The organism is Klebsiella sp. HMSC16C06, assembly GCF_001808325.1.
GTDB lineage: Bacteria > Pseudomonadota > Gammaproteobacteria > Enterobacterales > Enterobacteriaceae > Klebsiella > Klebsiella variicola.
This window is the reverse complement of sequence record NZ_KV792994.1, coordinates 320,331-338,410: the sequence shown is the minus strand read 5'-3', so window position 1 is coordinate 338,410 and position 18,080 is coordinate 320,331. Positions and strand designations below refer to the sequence as shown.

At 59.7% G+C, this 18,080-nt stretch carries 15 protein-coding genes; 7 read left to right on the top strand and 8 right to left on the bottom strand.

Features of this window, described 5'->3' with window-relative positions; genetic code table 11:
- The first annotated feature begins 4 nt into the window (after nucleotides 1-4).
- From glnD to HMPREF3142_RS09255, 3 genes are all read left to right on the top strand, one after another.
- The gene (gene glnD, locus HMPREF3142_RS09265) at nucleotides 5-2,668 is read left to right on the top strand and encodes a bifunctional uridylyltransferase/uridylyl-removing protein GlnD (RefSeq protein ID WP_008807357.1); all 2,664 of its coding nucleotides are present in this window, start codon (nucleotides 5-7) and stop codon (nucleotides 2,666-2,668) included.
- 30 nt (nucleotides 2,669-2,698) lie between these two features.
- The gene (dapD, locus tag HMPREF3142_RS09260; protein ID WP_002889295.1) at nucleotides 2,699-3,523 is read left to right on the top strand and encodes a 2,3,4,5-tetrahydropyridine-2,6-dicarboxylate N-succinyltransferase; all 825 of its coding nucleotides are present in this window, start codon (nucleotides 2,699-2,701) and stop codon (nucleotides 3,521-3,523) included.
- A gap of 107 nt (nucleotides 3,524-3,630) precedes the next feature.
- A complete protein-coding gene (locus HMPREF3142_RS09255) occupies nucleotides 3,631-4,017 on the top strand; it encodes a DUF3461 family protein (RefSeq protein ID WP_002889292.1) in 387 nt (128 codons plus the stop codon).
- A gap of 116 nt (nucleotides 4,018-4,133) precedes the next feature.
- Here the strand turns inward: HMPREF3142_RS09255 and cdaR are convergent, their stop codons facing one another.
- The 3 genes from cdaR to dgt all read right to left on the bottom strand — a co-directional run bounded on the left by cdaR (nucleotide 4,134) and on the right by dgt (nucleotide 8,542).
- Nucleotides 4,134-5,291 carry a DNA-binding transcriptional regulator CdaR gene (cdaR, locus tag HMPREF3142_RS09250; RefSeq protein WP_002889289.1) on the bottom strand — a complete coding sequence of 386 codons (1,158 nt, stop codon included), beginning with the start codon at nucleotides 5,289-5,291 and terminating at the stop codon, nucleotides 4,134-4,136.
- Nucleotides 5,292-5,459: 168 nt separating this feature from the next.
- Complete coding sequence (gene degP / locus HMPREF3142_RS09245; RefSeq protein WP_008807359.1) at nucleotides 5,460-6,893, bottom strand: serine endoprotease DegP; 1,434 nt, start codon at nucleotides 6,891-6,893, stop codon at nucleotides 5,460-5,462.
- Between the two features lie 134 nt (nucleotides 6,894-7,027).
- Nucleotides 7,028-8,542: a dGTPase gene (gene dgt / locus HMPREF3142_RS09240; protein ID WP_008807360.1), complete on the bottom strand. Its 1,515-nt coding sequence runs from the start codon at nucleotides 8,540-8,542 to the stop codon at nucleotides 7,028-7,030.
- A gap of 83 nt (nucleotides 8,543-8,625) precedes the next feature.
- Between dgt and mtnN the strand changes: the two genes are divergently transcribed.
- From mtnN to HMPREF3142_RS09225, 3 genes are read left to right on the top strand one after another with little or no spacing between them, the layout of a single operon-like run.
- On the top strand, nucleotides 8,626-9,324 hold the full coding sequence (mtnN, locus tag HMPREF3142_RS09235) for a 5'-methylthioadenosine/S-adenosylhomocysteine nucleosidase (RefSeq protein ID WP_008807361.1): 699 nt from the start codon (nucleotides 8,626-8,628) through the stop codon (nucleotides 9,322-9,324).
- Nucleotides 9,317-10,117 carry a vitamin B12 ABC transporter substrate-binding protein BtuF gene (gene btuF / locus HMPREF3142_RS09230; RefSeq protein ID WP_012542811.1) on the top strand — a complete coding sequence of 267 codons (801 nt, stop codon included), beginning with the start codon at nucleotides 9,317-9,319 and terminating at the stop codon, nucleotides 10,115-10,117. The genes mtnN and btuF overlap by 8 nt, the downstream gene beginning before the upstream one ends.
- A gap of 36 nt (nucleotides 10,118-10,153) precedes the next feature.
- Nucleotides 10,154-10,777: a TRIC cation channel family protein gene (locus HMPREF3142_RS09225; RefSeq protein WP_002889277.1), complete on the top strand. Its 624-nt coding sequence runs from the start codon at nucleotides 10,154-10,156 to the stop codon at nucleotides 10,775-10,777.
- 85 nt (nucleotides 10,778-10,862) lie between these two features.
- Here HMPREF3142_RS09225 and erpA read toward each other — a convergent pair whose 3' ends face one another.
- Together erpA and clcA are read right to left on the bottom strand one after the other, a co-directional pair.
- Nucleotides 10,863-11,207: an iron-sulfur cluster insertion protein ErpA gene (gene erpA / locus HMPREF3142_RS09220; protein ID WP_008807363.1), complete on the bottom strand. Its 345-nt coding sequence runs from the start codon at nucleotides 11,205-11,207 to the stop codon at nucleotides 10,863-10,865.
- Between the two features lie 81 nt (nucleotides 11,208-11,288).
- A complete protein-coding gene (clcA, locus tag HMPREF3142_RS09215; RefSeq protein ID WP_008807364.1) occupies nucleotides 11,289-12,707 on the bottom strand; it encodes a H(+)/Cl(-) exchange transporter ClcA in 1,419 nt (472 codons plus the stop codon).
- Nucleotides 12,708-12,887: 180 nt separating this feature from the next.
- On the opposite strand from clcA, the gene hemL reads away from it, so the two are divergent.
- Nucleotides 12,888-14,168 carry a glutamate-1-semialdehyde 2,1-aminomutase gene (gene hemL / locus HMPREF3142_RS09210; RefSeq protein WP_012542813.1) on the top strand — a complete coding sequence of 427 codons (1,281 nt, stop codon included), beginning with the start codon at nucleotides 12,888-12,890 and terminating at the stop codon, nucleotides 14,166-14,168.
- A 223-nt stretch (nucleotides 14,169-14,391) separates the two neighbouring features.
- On the opposite strand, the gene fhuB is transcribed toward hemL, so the two are convergent.
- Genes fhuB through fhuC form a run of 3 tightly spaced genes read right to left on the bottom strand, consistent with a single transcriptional unit; the run spans nucleotide 14,392 to nucleotide 18,061 of the window.
- Nucleotides 14,392-16,374: a Fe(3+)-hydroxamate ABC transporter permease FhuB gene (gene fhuB, locus HMPREF3142_RS09205; protein ID WP_032756236.1), complete on the bottom strand. Its 1,983-nt coding sequence runs from the start codon at nucleotides 16,372-16,374 to the stop codon at nucleotides 14,392-14,394.
- Entirely contained in the window at nucleotides 16,371-17,264 is an 894-nt protein-coding gene (gene fhuD / locus HMPREF3142_RS09200) for a Fe(3+)-hydroxamate ABC transporter substrate-binding protein FhuD (protein WP_070612013.1), read from the bottom strand. Before fhuD ends, fhuB begins: the two co-directional genes overlap by 4 nt.
- Nucleotides 17,264-18,061, bottom strand: coding sequence for a Fe3+-hydroxamate ABC transporter ATP-binding protein FhuC (fhuC, locus tag HMPREF3142_RS09195; protein WP_012542815.1), 798 nt, complete (start codon nucleotides 18,059-18,061; stop codon nucleotides 17,264-17,266). Before fhuC ends, fhuD begins: the two co-directional genes overlap by 1 nt.
- Nucleotides 18,062-18,080: the final 19 nt, after the last annotated feature.

Here is an 18,080-nt window from a genome sequence, read left to right as displayed (position 1 = left end):
CGCGATGAGCAACTCATTACCTGACACAGCCTCCCCTCTTCTGCCCGTCCCGCCGGAACATCCGGTGAGCTGGCCGCAGGGCGATCTGAACTGTGCTGCAATTAAGGCGCACATCGATACCTTCCAGCACTGGCTGGGCGAGGCGTTTGACTCCGGCATCGCCGCGGAGCAGCTCATTGCGGCGCGCACCGAATTTATCGACCAGCTGCTGCAGCGGTTGTGGATCGCCTACGGTTTTGAATCCGTCTGCGACCTGGCGCTGGTCGCCGTCGGCGGCTATGGCCGCGGCGAGCTGCATCCGCTCTCTGACGTCGACCTGCTGATCCTCAGCCGCAAAAAGCTGCCTGACGAGCAGGCGCAAAAGGTCGGCGAACTGCTGACGCTGCTGTGGGACGTCAAGCTGGAGGTGGGCCACAGCGTGCGCACCCTCGAAGAGTGTCTGCTGGAAGGACTCTCGGATCTCACCGTCGCCACTAACTTGATTGAATCGCGCCTGCTGATCGGCGACGTCGCACTGTTCCTTGAACTGCAAAAACATATTTTTAGCGACGGCTTCTGGCCATCGGAAAAGTTCTTCGCCGCCAAGGTGGAAGAGCAGAACGTCCGTCATCAACGCTATCACGGCACCAGCTATAACCTGGAGCCGGACGTGAAAAGCAGCCCCGGCGGCCTGCGTGACATCCATACGCTACAGTGGGTGGCTCGCCGTCATTTTGGCGCCACCTCGATGGATGAGATGGTCGGCTTCGGCTTTCTGACCGAAGCCGAGCGCAATGAGCTCAACGAGTGTCTGCATCAGCTGTGGCGCATCCGTTTCGCGCTGCATCTCGAGCTCACTCGCTATGACAACCGTCTGCTTTTCGACCGCCAGCTCAGCGTCGCCCGCCGGCTCGGCTATGAAGGCGACGGCAACCAGCCGATTGAGCATATGATGAAGGACTTCTTCCGCGTTACCCGCCGGGTGAGCGAGCTGAACCAGATGCTGCTTCAGCTGTTTGAAGAGGCTATTCTCGCCCTGACCGAGGATGAAAAACCGCGCCCGATAGACGATGACTTCCAGCTGCGCGGCACCCTTATCGATCTGCGTGACGACACGCTGTTTATTCGCGAACCGCAGGCCATTCTGCGCATGTTTTATATGATGGTGCGCAACAGCACTATCACCGGCATCTACTCCACGACGTTGCGCCATCTGCGCCATGCCCGGCGCCATCTGACCCAGCCGCTGTGCTATATCCCGGAGGCGCGTACGCTCTTTCTCAGCATGCTGCGCCATCAGGGGGCGGTCAGCCGCGGACTGCTGCCGATGCATCGCCACAGCGTGCTGTGGGCCTATATGCCGCAGTGGTCCCACATCGTCGGCCAGATGCAGTTCGATCTGTTTCACGCCTACACCGTCGATGAACACACCATCCGCGTGATGCTGAAGCTGGAGAGCTTTGCCAAAGAAGAAACCCGCAGCCGCCACCCGCTGTGCGTGGAGTTGTGGCCGCGCTTAACGCACCCGGAGCTGATTTTAATCGCCGCCCTGTTCCACGACATTGCGAAAGGGCGTGGCGGCGACCACTCGATCCTCGGCGCGCAGGATGTGCTGAAGTTTGCCGAGCTGCACGGACTGAACTCTCGCGAAACGCAGTTGGTCGCCTGGCTGGTGCGTCACCATCTGCTGATGTCGGTCACCGCCCAGCGGCGCGACATTCAGGATCCGGAGGTGATTAAGCAGTTCGCCGAGGAAGTGCAAACGGAAAATCGCCTGCGCTATCTGGTGTGCCTGACCGTCGCCGACATCTGCGCCACCAACGAAACGCTGTGGAACAGCTGGAAGCAGAGTCTGCTGCGCGAACTCTATTTCGCCACCGAGAAACAGCTGCGTCGGGGCATGCAAAGCACCCCGGATATGCGCGAACGGGTGCGTCATCATCAGCTGCAGGCGCTGGCCCTGCTGCGGATGGACAATATTAATGAAGAGGCGCTGCATCAGATCTGGAACCGCTGCCGCGCCAACTATTTCGTGCGGCATACGCCGACGCAGCTCGCCTGGCACGCCCGCAACCTGCTGCGTCACGATCTGAATAAGCCGATGATTCTGCTGAGTTCGCAGGCCACCCGCGGCGGTACGGAGATTTTTATCTGGAGCCCGGATCGCCCTTATCTGTTTGCCGCGGTGTGCGGCGAACTGGACCGCCGCAACCTCAGCGTCCACGACGCGCAGATCTTCACCACCCGCGACGGCATGGCGATGGATACCTTTATTGTCCTCGAACCCGACGGCAGCCCGCTTTCCGCTGACCGCCACGACGCGATTCGCCACGGTCTTGAACAGACGATAACTCAGCGCAGCTGGGAACCCCCGGCCCCGCGTCGTCAGGCGGCAAAACTGCGTCACTTCTCTGTGCCGACAGAGGTGAATTTCCTGCCGACCCATACCGATCGAAAATCGTTTCTCGAGCTGATTGCGCTCGATCAGCCAGGGCTGCTCGCCCGCGTCGGCCAGGTGTTCGCCGACCTCGGTATTTCGCTTCACGGGGCGCGAATTACGACAATTGGTGAGCGAGTAGAAGATTTATTTATAATCGCCACCGCCGACCGGCGTGGCCTTAATAATGAGCTACAACAAGAAGTGCAACAACGGTTGACAGAGGCCCTCAATCCAAACGATAAAGGGTGACGTATTTTTTTTAGTGAATGGAAAGAAACAATGCAGCAGTTACAGAACGTTATTGAGTCCGCCTTCGAGCGTCGCGCCGACATCACGCCGGCCAATGTGGATACCGTGACCCGCGAAGCGGTAAACCAGGTTATCGCCCTTCTGGATTCCGGCGCGCTGCGCGTCGCTGAGAAGATCGATGGTCAGTGGGTGACGCATCAATGGCTGAAGAAAGCGGTACTGCTCTCTTTCCGTATTAACGATAACCAGGTTATCGATGGTGCGGAAAGCCGCTACTTCGATAAAGTACCGATGAAATTCGCTGACTATGACGAAGCGCGTTTCCAGAAAGAAGGTTTCCGCGTGGTGCCGCCGGCAGCGGTACGTCAGGGCGCATTCATCGCCCGCAACACCGTGCTGATGCCGTCCTACGTTAACATCGGCGCCTACGTTGACGAAGGCACCATGGTTGATACCTGGGCTACCGTCGGCTCCTGCGCGCAGATCGGTAAAAACGTTCACCTGTCCGGCGGCGTCGGCATCGGTGGCGTACTGGAGCCGCTGCAGGCGAACCCGACCATCATCGAAGACAACTGCTTCATCGGCGCGCGCTCTGAAGTGGTTGAAGGGGTGATTGTCGAAGAAGGCTCCGTCATCTCCATGGGCGTTTACCTGGGTCAGAGCACCAAAATCTACGATCGCGAAACCGGTGAAGTCTTCTACGGCCGCGTACCGGCTGGCTCGGTAGTCGTGTCAGGCAACCTGCCGTCGAAGGATGGTAAATACAGCCTGTACTGCGCGGTGATCGTTAAGAAAGTCGATGCCAAAACCCGCGGCAAAGTCGGCATTAACGAACTGCTGCGCACCATCGACTAAAGCAAATAAAAAGCGGGAGATATCCCGCTTTTTTTATATTTGATGCTGGCGAAAATGGATTTTTTCGTTAATTATTCAATGGTTATGATGCTATCAAAGGTACCGTTATGTACGATAATCTGAAAAGTCTTGGCATTACCAACCCTGATGAGATCGATCGCTATAGCCTGCGGCAGGAAGCTAACAATGACATCCTGAAAATCTATTTTCAGAAAGACAAAGGCGAATTCTTCGCCAAGAGCGTGAAGTTTAAATACCCGCGTCAGCGCAAAACCGTTGTCGCCGACGGCGTCGGCCAGGGCTACAAAGAAGTCCAGGAGATCAGCCCCAATCTGCGCTACGTCATCGACGAACTGGATCAGATCTGCCAGCGCGATCGCACTGAAATCGATCTCAAGCGTAAAATCCTCGACGATTTACGCCATCTGGAAAGCGTGGTTACCAATAAGATCAGCGAAATCGAAGCCGATCTGGAAAAACTTACCCGTAAGTGACAGCGTTCCCGGCGGCGCACCGCCTGACCGGGCAACCAATATAATCTGCCGCTTACGCCATGCATCCTCCAGGCCGGGTAAGGCGAACCGCCTCCCGGCATTTTTATCTCGACGCCCTATCGTTGCTCATCCAGCTGCAGGGCTATATAGAGCAGCAGCCGATCGTCAAAGCTGCCGAGATCCAGACCGGTCAGCTCCGAGATACGGTTCAACCGATACTCCAGGGTATTGCGATGAATAAACAGCGCCTTTGATGTCGCCAGCGGCTGCACGTTATGGCGAAACCACGCCTGCAGCGTACGCCGCAGCAAACCGTTGTTATCCATAGCCTTCAGACGCGCCAGCGGACGGGCCAGTTCATTGGCCTGCCAGCCGCCGCGCAGGCTGTCTAGCAGCACCGGCAGCATCAGATCCTGATAGAAATAGCTGCGGCTCTCCGGCATTCGTTGCTTACCCACCATCATGGTCGTCCGTGCGGTACGGTAAGAGCGGGCGATACTCCCGGGGCCGGTGAAGAAGTTGCCCAGCGCCACGCGAAAGCGGAGCTGACCATTCTCTTTCATCCTGGCGATAAGCTGCTCGACGCGGCGGACGTGATCGTCGGCGTCCCAGCGGCCAAAGCTGTTCAGCGCTGGTTTCAGCACCACCATTTCCGTGAGTGACACAATGGCCACCAGATTATTGCGATCAGGGGTGGTCAGCGCGTTCTGCAACTGCTGCAGTTCCGCCATCGCGCTATCCACGCCGAGCTGGCCGCTGTCCACCTCAATCATCGCCACCACCCGCGGCTGATTGAGATCGATACCTAACCGCTGAGCCCATTCGTTCAGCGCCGGGGTATGCTCTTCCGCCTGAATCAGGTTCATCACCAGCTCTTCGCGCAGGCGGCTGTCCTGCGCAAGGAGATGCATCAGCCGCGACTGCTCCAGCATCATCTCTGCCGTCATGCACACCAGCTCGCCATATTTCCGCAGCGACTCCGGCTCGCCGGTCAGGCCGATCACCCCGACGATTTCACCTTCGAGGCGTAGCGGCAGGTTGATCCCCTGACGCACTCCGTGCAGATGGCGAGCGACCGCATCGTCGATATCCACCACCCGCCCCTGAGAAAGCACCAGCAGCGCGCCTTCGTGCAATTCACCAATTCTTTCCCGATCGCCGCTGCCGATAATCCGCCCGCGGGCATCCATCACGTTGATGTTGGTATCGATGATGCGCATCGTGCGCGCCACAATATCCTGCGCCATTTTGGTATCAAGATGCCAGCCAGCCATGTAATCCTCCCCTATGCAGGGCACCAGCATAAAAGAGTCTCCGTCCTGCTGCATTGTGCATATGCCCGAAGGCGGGGCGAGATATGTGGAGTTGTGGAAGTGGTCACAGAACGAAAAAAAAGCCCCTGCCCTCGGCGAGGGAAGGGGCTGTGGCGCTTGCGCTGACGATTACTGCAACAGCAGGTAGATAGAGGCGTCGCCGCGCTGAATGTTCAGCGCCAGCACGGACGGTTTGGCGTCGAAGATTTTCCGCAGATCGGCGATGTTTTTCACCGGCTGCTGATTCGCCCCGACAATGATATCGCCTTTCTTGAGGCCAATCTGCGCCGCCGGGGTGCCGGCTTTCACATTGTTGACCACCACGCCCTTATCCTGACCCTTGTTACTCATTTCCGCCCCTTCAATCCCGTTGAAGATGGTGCTGGAATCCACCTGGGTCTGGTTGCTCTGCTGCAGTTCGACGGTAACGGTGACCGGTTTGCCGTCGCGGAGCAGGCCAAGCTCAACTTTGCTGCCGATAGGCATGGTGCCGACCTGAGCACGTAGCGCGGCGAAGCTGCTGATCGCCTTGCCATTGAGGGTGGTGATCACGTCGCCGGCTTTAATGCCCGCTTTGGCGGCTGCCGAACCTGGCATCACCTGGCTGACGAAGGCGCCGCGCTGGGCGTCGACTTTCATCGCTTTCGCCAGTTCAGAGTTCAGTTCGGTGCCCATGATGCCCAGCTCACCGCGTTTCACCTGGCCATATTTCACCATCTGCTCGGTCAGGTTTTTCACCATGTTGCTCGGGATAGCAAAACCGATACCGATGTTGCCGCCGTCCGGCGCCAGGATGGCGGTGTTAATGCCGATCAGCTCACCGTTGAGGTTCACCAGCGCGCCGCCGGAGTTCCCGCGGTTAATCGCCGCATCGGTCTGGATAAAGTTTTCGTAGTTTTCCACGTTCAGGCCGCTACGGCCCAGCGCGGAGACAATCCCGGAGGTCACGGTTTCGCCCAGACCAAACGGGTTACCGATAGCCACGGTGTAGTCGCCGACGCGCAGCGCATCAGAATCAGCCAGCTTAATCGCCGTCAGGTTTTTCGGATCCTGAATCTGAATCAGCGCGATATCGGAGCGCGGATCTTTGCCCACGACTTTGGCATCAAACTTACGGCCATCGCTCAGTTGAACCTTAATCGTGGTGGCGTTGTCCACAACGTGGTTGTTGGTCACCACATACCCTTTGGCCGCATCAATGATGACGCCGGAGCCCAGCGCCATGAATTTCTGCTGCTGGCCGCCGTCAGGCTGACCGCCCTGTCCACCGCCCTGGCAAAACGGTGAACTCTGGAAAGGAGAACCATCCTGGCAGAACGGCGAATTATCGCCAAAGAACTGCTGGAAGTTACGCGGCATCCGTGGGGTATTAACAGTGGTGCTACCTTCAACGTTAATGCTCACCACCGATGGCATCACCTTCTCCAGCATCGGGGCCAGGCTTGGCATCTGCTGTGCATTAGTGGCCGAAGATGCCGTTTCTGCCGCGCTCGCAGAGAGCGGGGACAACGCCAGACCTAAACTCAGAGCCAGTGCACTCATTGCTAACGTGGTTTTTTTCATCAGTTTCAATCTCAATATCAGATAACGAAAGTTGCTGTGTACGTGACTATCAGAGTCATTTTATAGCGCTAAGTTCCGGAATTAAGTTTCTGGAAAAAGTAAAAATTTATTGTCCATCTTTACAAAACTCCAGCCTATTCCACCGCCATCAGTCGCCGATATTCATCCCACGCATACAAATCCGTCATTCCGCTGATATAATCCTGGATCAGACGGCAGCGATAATAGTATTCCATCAGCGCAAATTCGGGCGCCGTGCGCACCAGCTTATTTACTGCTTCAACATAGGCCAACCGGTGACGGGTTGAAAGTTTCTGATACAGCCGGGAGGCAATGGGTAACCGCCGTACCCGCTCCTGCGCCACTAATTCGCTGAAATCCTCCAGAGATAATTTCAGCAGCGGCTGATAGATATCCAGCAGGCCGCTAATCACCCGGTAGCCCTGCAATTCCAGCTGCTCGACATCCGGATGGCTAAAGACCTGTTTCATCGCTACATTTTTATAGAGTTCCAGCAGCTGACTGCAATCGCTATCGTCCTCAAGCAGCGCATGATTAAAGTCGCCAGTGAAGATGGCCGGCAGGTTATCAATAAATCGGCGCGCCGCGTAGGGCACCAGCTTATTCAGCGTGTTTACCCGCAAATACATAAAAAACTGATCTTCCGCGCTCTGTCGCAGGTAATTAGCTCGCGATTTTTCCCAGGCATTTTCCACTACCTGAGAGAATAACGATCCTTTTTCATGGTTGCCCCAGGCGTCGTAAAGATGCTGATAAAGCTGCTCGGCGCTGAAAATACGTTTTTCAACCGCGTCCTCGAGATCCGCGACGCAATATGAGATGTCATCCGCGGCCTCCATAATCCAGGTTAATGGGAATCGATTGTAAGGTGCCAGATCCAGTTCTTTACGCAGGCGCGCGACATACTCTTCTTCGGCTAAATAATAGCCAGGCTTCTTCATTAAATAACTGTGACTGGCTGGCGTCGCCTCGAACCACCACGCCGGTCGGGTATATTTCAGGATGCAGCCCACCTGCGCCCAGGTCAGATTCATCCGCATCAGCGTGTGGACCAGACGAATCCCCTGCGCGTTGCCCTCAAAGCTGCAGAGATCCTGGCGCACTTTACGCCGCAGCGCATTCAGCGCCGTTTCCCCTTCGTGCAGGCGTAACGCCTGCACCTCGCAGCGATCGTCGGTCAACGGCTGGCCGAGCGCATCGCCGGGGGCCAGGCGCTGGCGAAACCAGTCGTTAATCGCCGCCTCGCCAAAGTGGCCAAACGGCGGGTTGCCAATGTCGTGCATCAGGCAGGCCATCTCAACCACGCTCTCGAATGGCCCGGTCAGCTCTTCCAGGCCATACTCTTCCAGCAGCTTCTGCTCTTTCAGCCGGCTCAGCACTTCTTTGGCGATATAGCGCCCCACCTGCTGCACCTCCAGCGAGTGGGTCAGGCGAGTACGGACCGCCGCGTTGCGCTCCAGCGGGAAGACCTGGGTTTTTTGCTGTAGGCGGCGGATGGCCGGCGAGTTGACGATCCGCCCCCGATCGCTTTCGAAGATCCGCAGGATGTCGCGCTCCGTCTCCACCCGCGGCGGCGAACGGAAGCGTCGACGCCAGTTTATCTTGTTGCGAAAATCAATCTTTGCCATAGCCTCTCCCGCGCGAGCAATACGCTTCCCCTTAAGCGCATGATAGACTATGCAACTAAACCTGACACATCGCGAGTAAATCTATGAAAATTGGCATTATTGGCGCTATGGAAGAGGAAGTTACCCTCCTGCGCGACAAAATCGAAAACCGCCAGACTATCACTATTGGCGGGAGCGAAATCTATACCGGCCAACTTCACGGCGTTGACGTCGCTCTGCTGAAGTCTGGTATCGGGAAAGTGGCGGCGGCGACGGGCGCGACCCTGCTGCTGGAGCGCTGCCAGCCTGACGTGATCATTAATACCGGTTCTGCCGGCGGCCTCGCGCCGACGCTGAAGGTCGGCGATATCGTCGTCTCCGATGAAGCGCGCTACCACGATGCCGACGTCACCGCCTTCGGTTATGAGTATGGCCAGCTGCCTGGCTGCCCGGCGGGCTTTAAAGCGGACGATAAGCTGGTGGCCGCCGCCGAAGACTGCATTAAAGCGTTAGATCTCAATGCCGTTCGCGGCCTGATCGTCAGCGGCGATGCCTTCATTAACGGCTCCGTCGCGCTGGCGAAGATCCGCCATAATTTCCCGCAGGCAATCGCCGTGGAAATGGAAGCGACCGCCATCGCTCACGTCTGCCATAACTTCAAGGTTCCCTTCGTGGTGGTTCGCGCCATCTCCGACGTGGCCGATCAGCAGTCCCACCTCAGTTTTGAGGAGTTCCTTGCGGTCGCCGCCAGACAGTCCACCCTGATGGTGGAGAATCTGGTACAGAACCTGGCACGTGGCTAAGTCGCTATCCTTCGCGCTTGCCGCGCTGCTGTTACTCGCCCCGGCGTGGCTACTGGCCGCGCCGCGGGTGGTCACCCTCTCCCCCGCCAATACCGAACTGGCCTTTGCCGCCGGGATCACGCCGGTCGGCGTCAGCAGCTATTCCGATTATCCTCCGCAGGCCAAAACCATAGAACAGGTTGCCAGCTGGCAGGGGATGAACCTGGAACGCATCGTGGCGCTAAAGCCAGACGTGGTGCTGGCCTGGCGTGGGGGCAATGCCGAACGCCAGGTTAACCAGCTGCAGTCGCTGGGTATTCACGTTCTCTGGGTGCAGACCTCGACGATAGAAGAGATCATCGCTACCTTGCGTCAGCTGGCGCAGTGGAGCCCGCAGCCGGAAAAAGCGCAGCAGGCGGCGCAGGCGATGCAGCAGGAATACGATACGCTGAAAGCGCGCTATGCCAATGCGCCGAAGAAACGCGTCTTCCTGCAGTTCGGATCCGCGCCGCTATTCACCAGTGGTCCCGGTTCGATTCAGGATCAGGTGCTGGGGCTGTGCGGCGGCGAGAATATCTTTGCCACCAGCCGTGTTCCCTGGCCGCAGGTGAGCCGCGAACAGGTGCTGGCCCGCCAGCCGCAGGCGATCGTGGTGACCGGCGACGCCAGCCGCATTGCCGAAGCGCAGCGCTTTTGGCAACATCAGCTCACCATTTCGTTGATTGCGTTACACAGCGACTGGTTTGAACGCGCAAGCCCACGTATTATCCTCGCCGCCAAACAACTTTGTGCGGCGCTTGACCAGGTAAAATAATCATCCGGCACACCGGATGTTCAGTGGGAATCAACGATGCTTGTCTATTGGCTGGATATTATTGGCACGGCTGTCTTCGCGATCTCCGGCGTTCTGCTGGCGGGAAAATTACGCATGGACCCATTCGGCGTGCTGGTGTTAGGCGTGGTGACGGCGGTGGGCGGCGGAACCATCCGCGACATGGCGCTGGCGAATGGCCCGGTATTCTGGGTCAAAGATCCCACCGATCTGGTGGTGGCGATGGTCACCAGCATGCTGACCATCCTGCTGGTCCGCCAGCCGCGTCGGCTGCCGAAATGGATACTGCCCGTTCTTGATGCCGTCGGTCTGGCGGTGTTTGTCGGCATCGGCGTCAATAAAGCCTTTCTCGCCGGCAGTGGTCCGCTGGTGGCGGTCTGCATGGGGGTGGTCACCGGCGTCGGCGGCGGGATTATCCGTGACGTGCTGGCGCGCGAAATTCCCATGATTCTGCGCACCGAGATCTACGCCACCGCCTGTATTGTCGGCGGCATTGTCCACGCTACAGCGCACGATACCTTTCATCTCCCGCTGGAGAATTCGGCGATGATGGGCATGGTGGTGACACTGGTGATCCGTCTGGCGGCGATCCGCTGGCACCTGAAGCTGCCGACGTTTGCCCTGGACGATAACGGGCGGTAGTAAAAGCAAAACGGTAACCTTAAGGTTACCGTTTTTCGCGTTGGCTCCCGCTCGCTGGAGGAGAAGGCGCCCGGTCGCACTCGCTTTAAACGCTGAATGAGGAACCGCAGCCGCAGGTGCTTTTCGCGTTCGGGTTGGTCACGATGAAACGCGAACCTTCCAGACCCTCGGTATAGTCGACGGCGCCGCCGACCAGATACTGCAGGCTCATTGGGTCAACCACCAGGCCGACGCCCTGTTTCTCGATGGTCATATCGCCTTCGTTCACCTGATCGTCAAAGGTGAAGCCATACTGGAAACCGCTGCAACCGCCGCCGGTGATATACACGCGCAGTTTCAGGTTCGGATTATCTTCATCCGCAATCAGGTGTTTTACTTTGTTGGCTGCGGCTTCGGTAAACTCCAGCGGCAACGCTACGTCATCACTCATTTTTTGCTCCCATTAATACTTCCGGCCGGTTAAAGAATAACCGGACCTTTTGAGCCATTATCTAATACCCTGGTAAATCGTTCAAGTATTCTCCCGCGGTGCCTGCTGCGCTTTTGCCGCCTGCTCGGCCTCCTGCTTCGCCAGAGTACGTTGCAGAATGGTCGAATACAAAGGCTTACCGCCGAGGAATTGCGCCAGTAGTGTTGCGCCAAGGCAGGTAATAATCATTGGCAAAATGAGCTGATAGTTATCCGTCATCTCCAGCACCAGCACAATCCCGGTGAGCGGCGCGCGCACCGAGGCGGCCAGCAGCGCCCCCATCCCGGCGATGGCGAAGGTGCCGGCATCGAGATGGTAGGCCGGAAACAGCGGAATAGCCGCCATGCCGAACGCCGTGCCCAGCAAGGTGCCCAACGCCAGCATCGGCGCGAAGATCCCCCCCGGCGCGCCGGAAGAGAAGCAGATCAGCGTGGTCACCACGCGGGCAATAAAGATAAACAGCAGCAAACCGACGGAGAAATTACCGGCGGCGGCGATGGGGATCAGGTTAAAGCCACCGCCCACCGCGGAGGGCTGCATCAGCCCCAGCAGGCCGCAGATCCCGCCGATGACCCCGCCCATCAATACCCATTTTTTGATATTGCCACCGTGGATGCGCTGGAAGATATCCTGGGTGCGCAGCACCAGGAAGTTAAACAGCGGACCAAAGCAACCAAAGAGCATGCCCAGCACCAGATACAGCCACAGGGTATTCACCGGGGCGTTGCTCAGCTTGCCTACCTCAATGATAGCCGCTTCGCCATTGAAAATACGAAACACAATGCTCGACATGATCACGCCGGTAAATACCGCTTTAATGGAGATCAGGTTGTAGCGAAACTGCGGGCGCATCTCTTCGATGATAAACAGAATACCGGCCAGCGGCGCATTAAAGGCCGCCGAGAGCCCCGACGCCGCACCGGTCGCCAGCAGCGTGTGCCGCGCCTCCGGACTGCGCATGCGGAAGATATCCAGCACCATGCGTCCAATGTTGCCGCCAAGCTGCACCATCGGCCCTTCGCGTCCCAGCACCATTCCGGCGCCCAGGGTCCCCATGCCGCCGATAAATTTCACCGGCAGCACGCGCCACCAGCGCACCGGCCGCAGCTCCTCCAGCGCCCCTTCGATTTCCGGGATCCCGGAGCCGCCCGCCTCCGGCGCAAAGCGGCGCACGAGAAAATAACCGACCATTGCCAGCAGCGCCGACAAGATAAACGCCAGCGGCCAGACCAGATACCAGTGATCGGCCACCTGCGCCAGCGCGCCGATCCGCTGGTTCTGCACCCAGTTCACGCTCTTTTCAAACGCCACGCCTACCAGACCGGCCAGCGTGCCAACCACCGCCGCCATCAACAGGACCGCCAGCGGCGTTTTATCGCGTTGAATCAAACGGCGCACCGCATCGCCGCGACGCACCCGCACGAACTGATGTGCTTCAAAAGAGGGAGTTTCTGCTTTCATGCCATTATCAATTATTGGTAATACAAATGAAGAGAGAGGCATTTTAGCCGTCCCGGCGCGCTGCGTCGTCAAAAAAATGCCCTTGCGGCACATTGTTTCAATTGGGCAAAACTTTCATAACCATCCTGGAATAACTTAGAATAGCCGATAAAACATTTTTCACGAACCAGGACCCTGGCCATGAGCAAATCTGAAAATCTATACCATGCTGCGCGCGAACTGATCCCCGGCGGCGTTAACTCGCCGGTGCGCGCCTTCACCGGCGTCGGCGGCACGCCGCTGTTTATCGAACGCGCGGATGGCGCCTATCTTTATGACGTGGACGGGAAGGCCTATATCGATTATGTCGGCTCCTGGGGTCCGATGGTGCTGGGCCACAACCACCCGGCTATCCGCAATGCGGTGATCGAAGCGGCGTCCCGCGGCCTGAGCTTTGGCGCGCCGACCGAAATGGAAGTGAAAATGGCGGAGCTGGTGACCGAGCTGGTCCCGACCATGGATATGGTGCGGATGGTGAACTCCGGCACCGAAGCGACCATGAGCGCGATTCGCCTGGCCCGCGGCTTCACCGGCCGCGATAAGATCATTAAGTTCGAAGGCTGCTATCACGGCCATGCCGACTGTCTGCTGGTGAAAGCCGGTTCCGGCGCGCTGACCCTCGGCCAGCCAAATTCGCCGGGCGTGCCAGCCGATTTCGCGAAACATACCCTGACCTGCACCTATAACGACCTCGCCTCGGTACGCGCGGCGTTCGAGCAATATCCACAGGATATCGCCTGCATCATCGTCGAGCCGGTCGCCGGGAATATGAACTGCATTCCGCCGCAGCCGGAGTTCCTGCCGGGCCTGCGCGCGTTGTGCGACGAATTTGGCGCCCTGCTGATCATCGACGAAGTGATGACCGGCTTCCGCGTGGCGCTGGCGGGCGCCCAGGCTTATTACGGCGTGGAGCCGGATCTGACCTGTCTCGGGAAAATCATCGGCGGCGGGATGCCGGTGGGCGCCTTCGGCGGCCGCCGCGAAGTGATGGACGCGCTGGCGCCGACCGGCCCGGTGTACCAGGCTGGTACGCTCTCCGGTAACCCGATCGCCATGGCCGCTGGCTTCGCCTGCTTAAGCGAAGTGGCGCAGCCGGGCGTGCATGAAACCCTGACCGAGCTGACCAACCAGCTGGCGGATGGCCTGCTGAACGCGGCGCGCGAAACCGGGATCCCGCTGGTGGTCAATAACGTCGGCGGCATGTTCGGCATCTTCTTTACCGATGCCGAAACCGTCACCTGCTATCAGGACGTGGTGAAGTGCGATGTCGAACGCTTCAAGCGCTTCTTCCACCTGATGCTGGAGGAAGGTGTGTACCTGGCGCCGTCGGCGTTTGAAGCCGGCTTTATGTCCATCGCCCACAGCGAAGAGGACATTAACAACACCATCGACGCCGCCCGTCGGGTGTTTGCCAAACTGTAAGGTACTTGAAGGCCTGGTGGCGCAGGGATTTTCCCGGAGGCGGCGCATTGCGCCTTGTCCGGGCTACCAAATCGCACAGCGCTGTAGCCCCGGTAAGCGCTAGCGCCACCGGGGAGTTTCCCGGAGGCGGCGCGCTGCGCCTTGTCCGGGCTACCAAATTGCACAGCGCTGTAGCCCCGGTAAGCGCTAGCGCCACCGGGGATATTGAGGCCATCCAGGATCGTTAGCGGCTCTGCTTTCTCAGCAAATAGATAAAGTACGGCGCGCCGATAAAGGTCGACAACAGCCCCGCCGGGATCTGGTAGGGGAACATCATCATTCGCCCGCACCAGTCGGCGAACACCAGCAGCATCCCGCCCGTCAGCCCGGAAATCACCATATGCGGCATCGTCCGGCGGAATCCCAGCATCCTCGCAATATGCGGCGCCATCAGGCCAACGAAACTTAACGGCCCAATGGTGAGCGTCGCCGTCGCCGTCAGGCTCGCCGCCAGCAGCAGCAACCCGATACGCGATGGCGTCAGCGCCATCCCCACCGCCCGCGCCGCCTCGCCGCCCAGCGGCAAAATGGTCAGCCAGCGGCGGCAGAGCGGCGCCAGCGCCAGCAGCGCCAGCATCACCACGCCACTACGCAGCACCATCTCCGGCGTCGCGCTATAGGTCGAACCGGACATCCACGTCAGGATCTGCGCCATGCGCGGATCGCCGCTGGCCTGCAGCATCATCAACAGCATGGTGAAGGCGGTACTCAGCGCCATCCCCGCCAGCAGCATCCGGTGCGGCGAGAAACCGCCGCGCCCGGCGGCGATCAGAATAACCAGCAGCGTTGCCGCCGCGCCAAGGCTGCCGGCAGGCAGCAGCCAGACAAAGGCGTTGCCCGGCACGAAGAACAGCATCAATACCACACCGAACGCCGCGCCAGAGCTGATGCCCAGTACTTCCGGGCTGGCCATCGGGTTGCCGGTCAGGCGTTGAATGATGCAGCCCGCAACCGCCAGCATCACCCCGGCGAACAGCGCCGAGAGCACACGTGGCCAGCGCCAGGGCATCAGTTGCGCCAGCAGATCGCCGCTGGCCCACTGCCAGCCATGGGCATCGCGACCAAAGGTCAGCGCGGCGGTTATCGCCAACAGCAGCAGCGCTAAGCCGCCCAGCGCGAACCACGGCACGTGGCGGCGCTCGATCAACGCTTTATCGCCGCCGTTCATCACCGGGGCGCTGATGCTGCGCAGCCGCGGCAGCAGCCACAGCAATAAAGGCGCGCCAATCAGCGCAGTGACTGACCCGGTCGAGACTTCCCGCCAGACCCGGCTGAGCCAGAGAATAATTTGATCGGAAAGCCACAGGATCAACGCGCCAATTAGCGCCGCCAGCAGCAATCGCGGCAGCAGGCGGCGGGCGCCGAGCATTTTCGCCAGCAGCGGCGCGAACAGACCGATAAAGCCGATAATGCCGACCGCGTTAACCAGCAGCGCGCTGATGGCAATCGCCAGCGTCAGCACGCCAAGCCGCGCCAGAGACAGCGCCAGCCCAAGGTTGCGCGCCACGCCATCATCGAGTCCCATCAGGGTTAACGGGCGTAGCAATAACAGCGTCAACATCGCGCCGCCGAGCAGCTGCGGCCACAGGCGTTGCACCACGCTCCAGTCGGTCTGCGTCAGGGTGCCGGTACTCCACAGGAACATGCTTTGCAGCTGATCGTGATGGAAAATCACCATCAGCTGATTGACCGCGCCGCAATAGAGACTCACTACCAGGCCGGCCAGGATCAGCGTCACCGGCGACAGACGTTTGCCCCACGAGACGCCAAACACCAGCGCCCCCACCAGACAAGCCCCAGCCAGCGCCGCAAACTGCGAGGCCAGCACGCCAGGGATGGCCCATAGCGTCGTCACCGTCATTCCCAGCTGTGCGCCGGTGGCGACGCCGAGCGTGGTTGGCTCCGCCAGCGGGTTACGCAGCACCTGCTGGAACAGCACGCCGACCAGCCCCAGCCCGGCGCCGACCAGCAGCGATATCGCCAGCCTCGGCAGCAGGCTGTAATGGAACAGCATCTGGGCGATATTATCGATATCCGGCTGCCACAGCGCCTGACGCCATTGCGCGTAAGGTAAAGCGACATTGAGGTTGACGATGCTCAGCGCAAAAGCGGCAACCAGCAGCCCGGTCAGCAGGAGAATGGCTAACGGCGAGAGACGCGCGTTCATACCGCCGCCCTCCCCTGCGCATCGGCCAGCACGCGGGCGAAATGCATCGCCGACAGCGTCGCGCCATAGAACCACACCGCCGGAACCCGCTGGAAACGCCCCGCGCGCACGAACGGCATCGCCTGCCACAGCGGGGTCGCCAACAGCCGGGCCATCTCCCGATCGTTGCCATGATCGAAACAGATCACATCGGCCTCGTTAAATGCCGCCAGCCGATCAATACCGACGGTGACGCTGCCCCAGAATGCCGCTTCGCCGCGCCAGGCGTTTTGAATGCCAAAGCGGTCAAGCACCTCCTGGAACAGGCAGTTCTCACCGAATACCAGCACGTGGCGGGCATCAAGCAGCGAAATCATCAGCAGTGGGCGATCGCCACGCCGGGCAAATCGCGGACGCAGGTTCTCCATCAGCGCGTCGAACTCCGCCAGATGGCGCTTCGCCTGCTGTTGTTTACCCAGCAGGTCGGCCATTTCCAGTAGCGAACGCTGGGCCATCGCCAGCGGCCGTTTGCCGTCGCTGAAGGTGAAACCACGGCCAGGCGCGATACGCGCCAGCTTTTCTGGCGACGGGCCATAGCCTGCCGACCAGACGATAAACGACGGTTTCATCTGCGTCAGCAGCTCAAGATTGGGTTCGGTGCGCAGGCCGACATCGATTACCGACGCGGGCAGCGCGGGTTCGTTCACCCACAGGCGATAGTTGGGAATGTCGGCCACGCCGTAGGGCGTGACGCCAAGCGCCAGCAGCAGTTCGGCCGGCAGCCACTCCAGCGCGACGACGCGCTGCGGGTCAATGTTCGCCGCCTGCGCGCCGCGCATCTGCCACAGCAGCGGCGAGAGCGCCATCGCGGTCAGCAGGCGGCGTCGGGTTATCAGAGTTGGGTTCATCATCAATAGACAAAACTTACCGGCGCCGCGCCCGCCGGGTGCGGCAGGATCCCCATCGGGATGCCGTAGATTTGTTCCAGCGTGTCGCTGCGCATCAGTTCTGCTGGCGTTCCCTGGGCGATCATTTCCCCACCGCGCAGCGCGACCAGATAATCGCAGTAGCGGGCAGCCATATTGATATCATGCAGGACCGCGATCACCGTCAGGCCACGCTGCTGGCTGAGACGATGCACCAGCGCCAGGACATCGACCTGATGGGCGATATCCAGCGCCGAGGTCGGTTCATCAAGCAGCAGACAGCGGCTATCCTGCGCCACCAGCATGGCGATCCACGCCCGCTGACGCTCGCCGCCGGAGAGACTGTCCACCAGCCGCTGCGCCAAAGGCTTCAGCCCCACCAGCGCGATCGCCTCTTCCACCTTTTCCCGATCCGCCGCGCCGAAGCGCCCCAGCGCGCCGTGCCACGGGTAGCGACCTATCGCCACCAGCTCGCGAACTGTCATCCCTTCCGCCGCCGGCAGCTGCTGCGGCAGATAGGCCACTTTGCGGGCAAACGCCTTGCTACTCCAGCTCTCCAGCGGCTGGCCGTCCAGCAGCACCTCGCCCGCGGAAGGCGGCTGATGGCGGCCGAGCATTTTCAGTAATGTGGATTTGCCGGAACCGTTATGGCCTATCAGGCCAGTCACTTTTCCTGCCGGGAAGGTTAACGAAAGGGGGTGAAGCAGCGTGCGACCCGGTACGCGAAAGGTCACGCCATTTAACGCAAAGGTGGTCTCAGAGTGCGGAGTCTGTTCCTGCATAGCAACAACCTGATGTTGG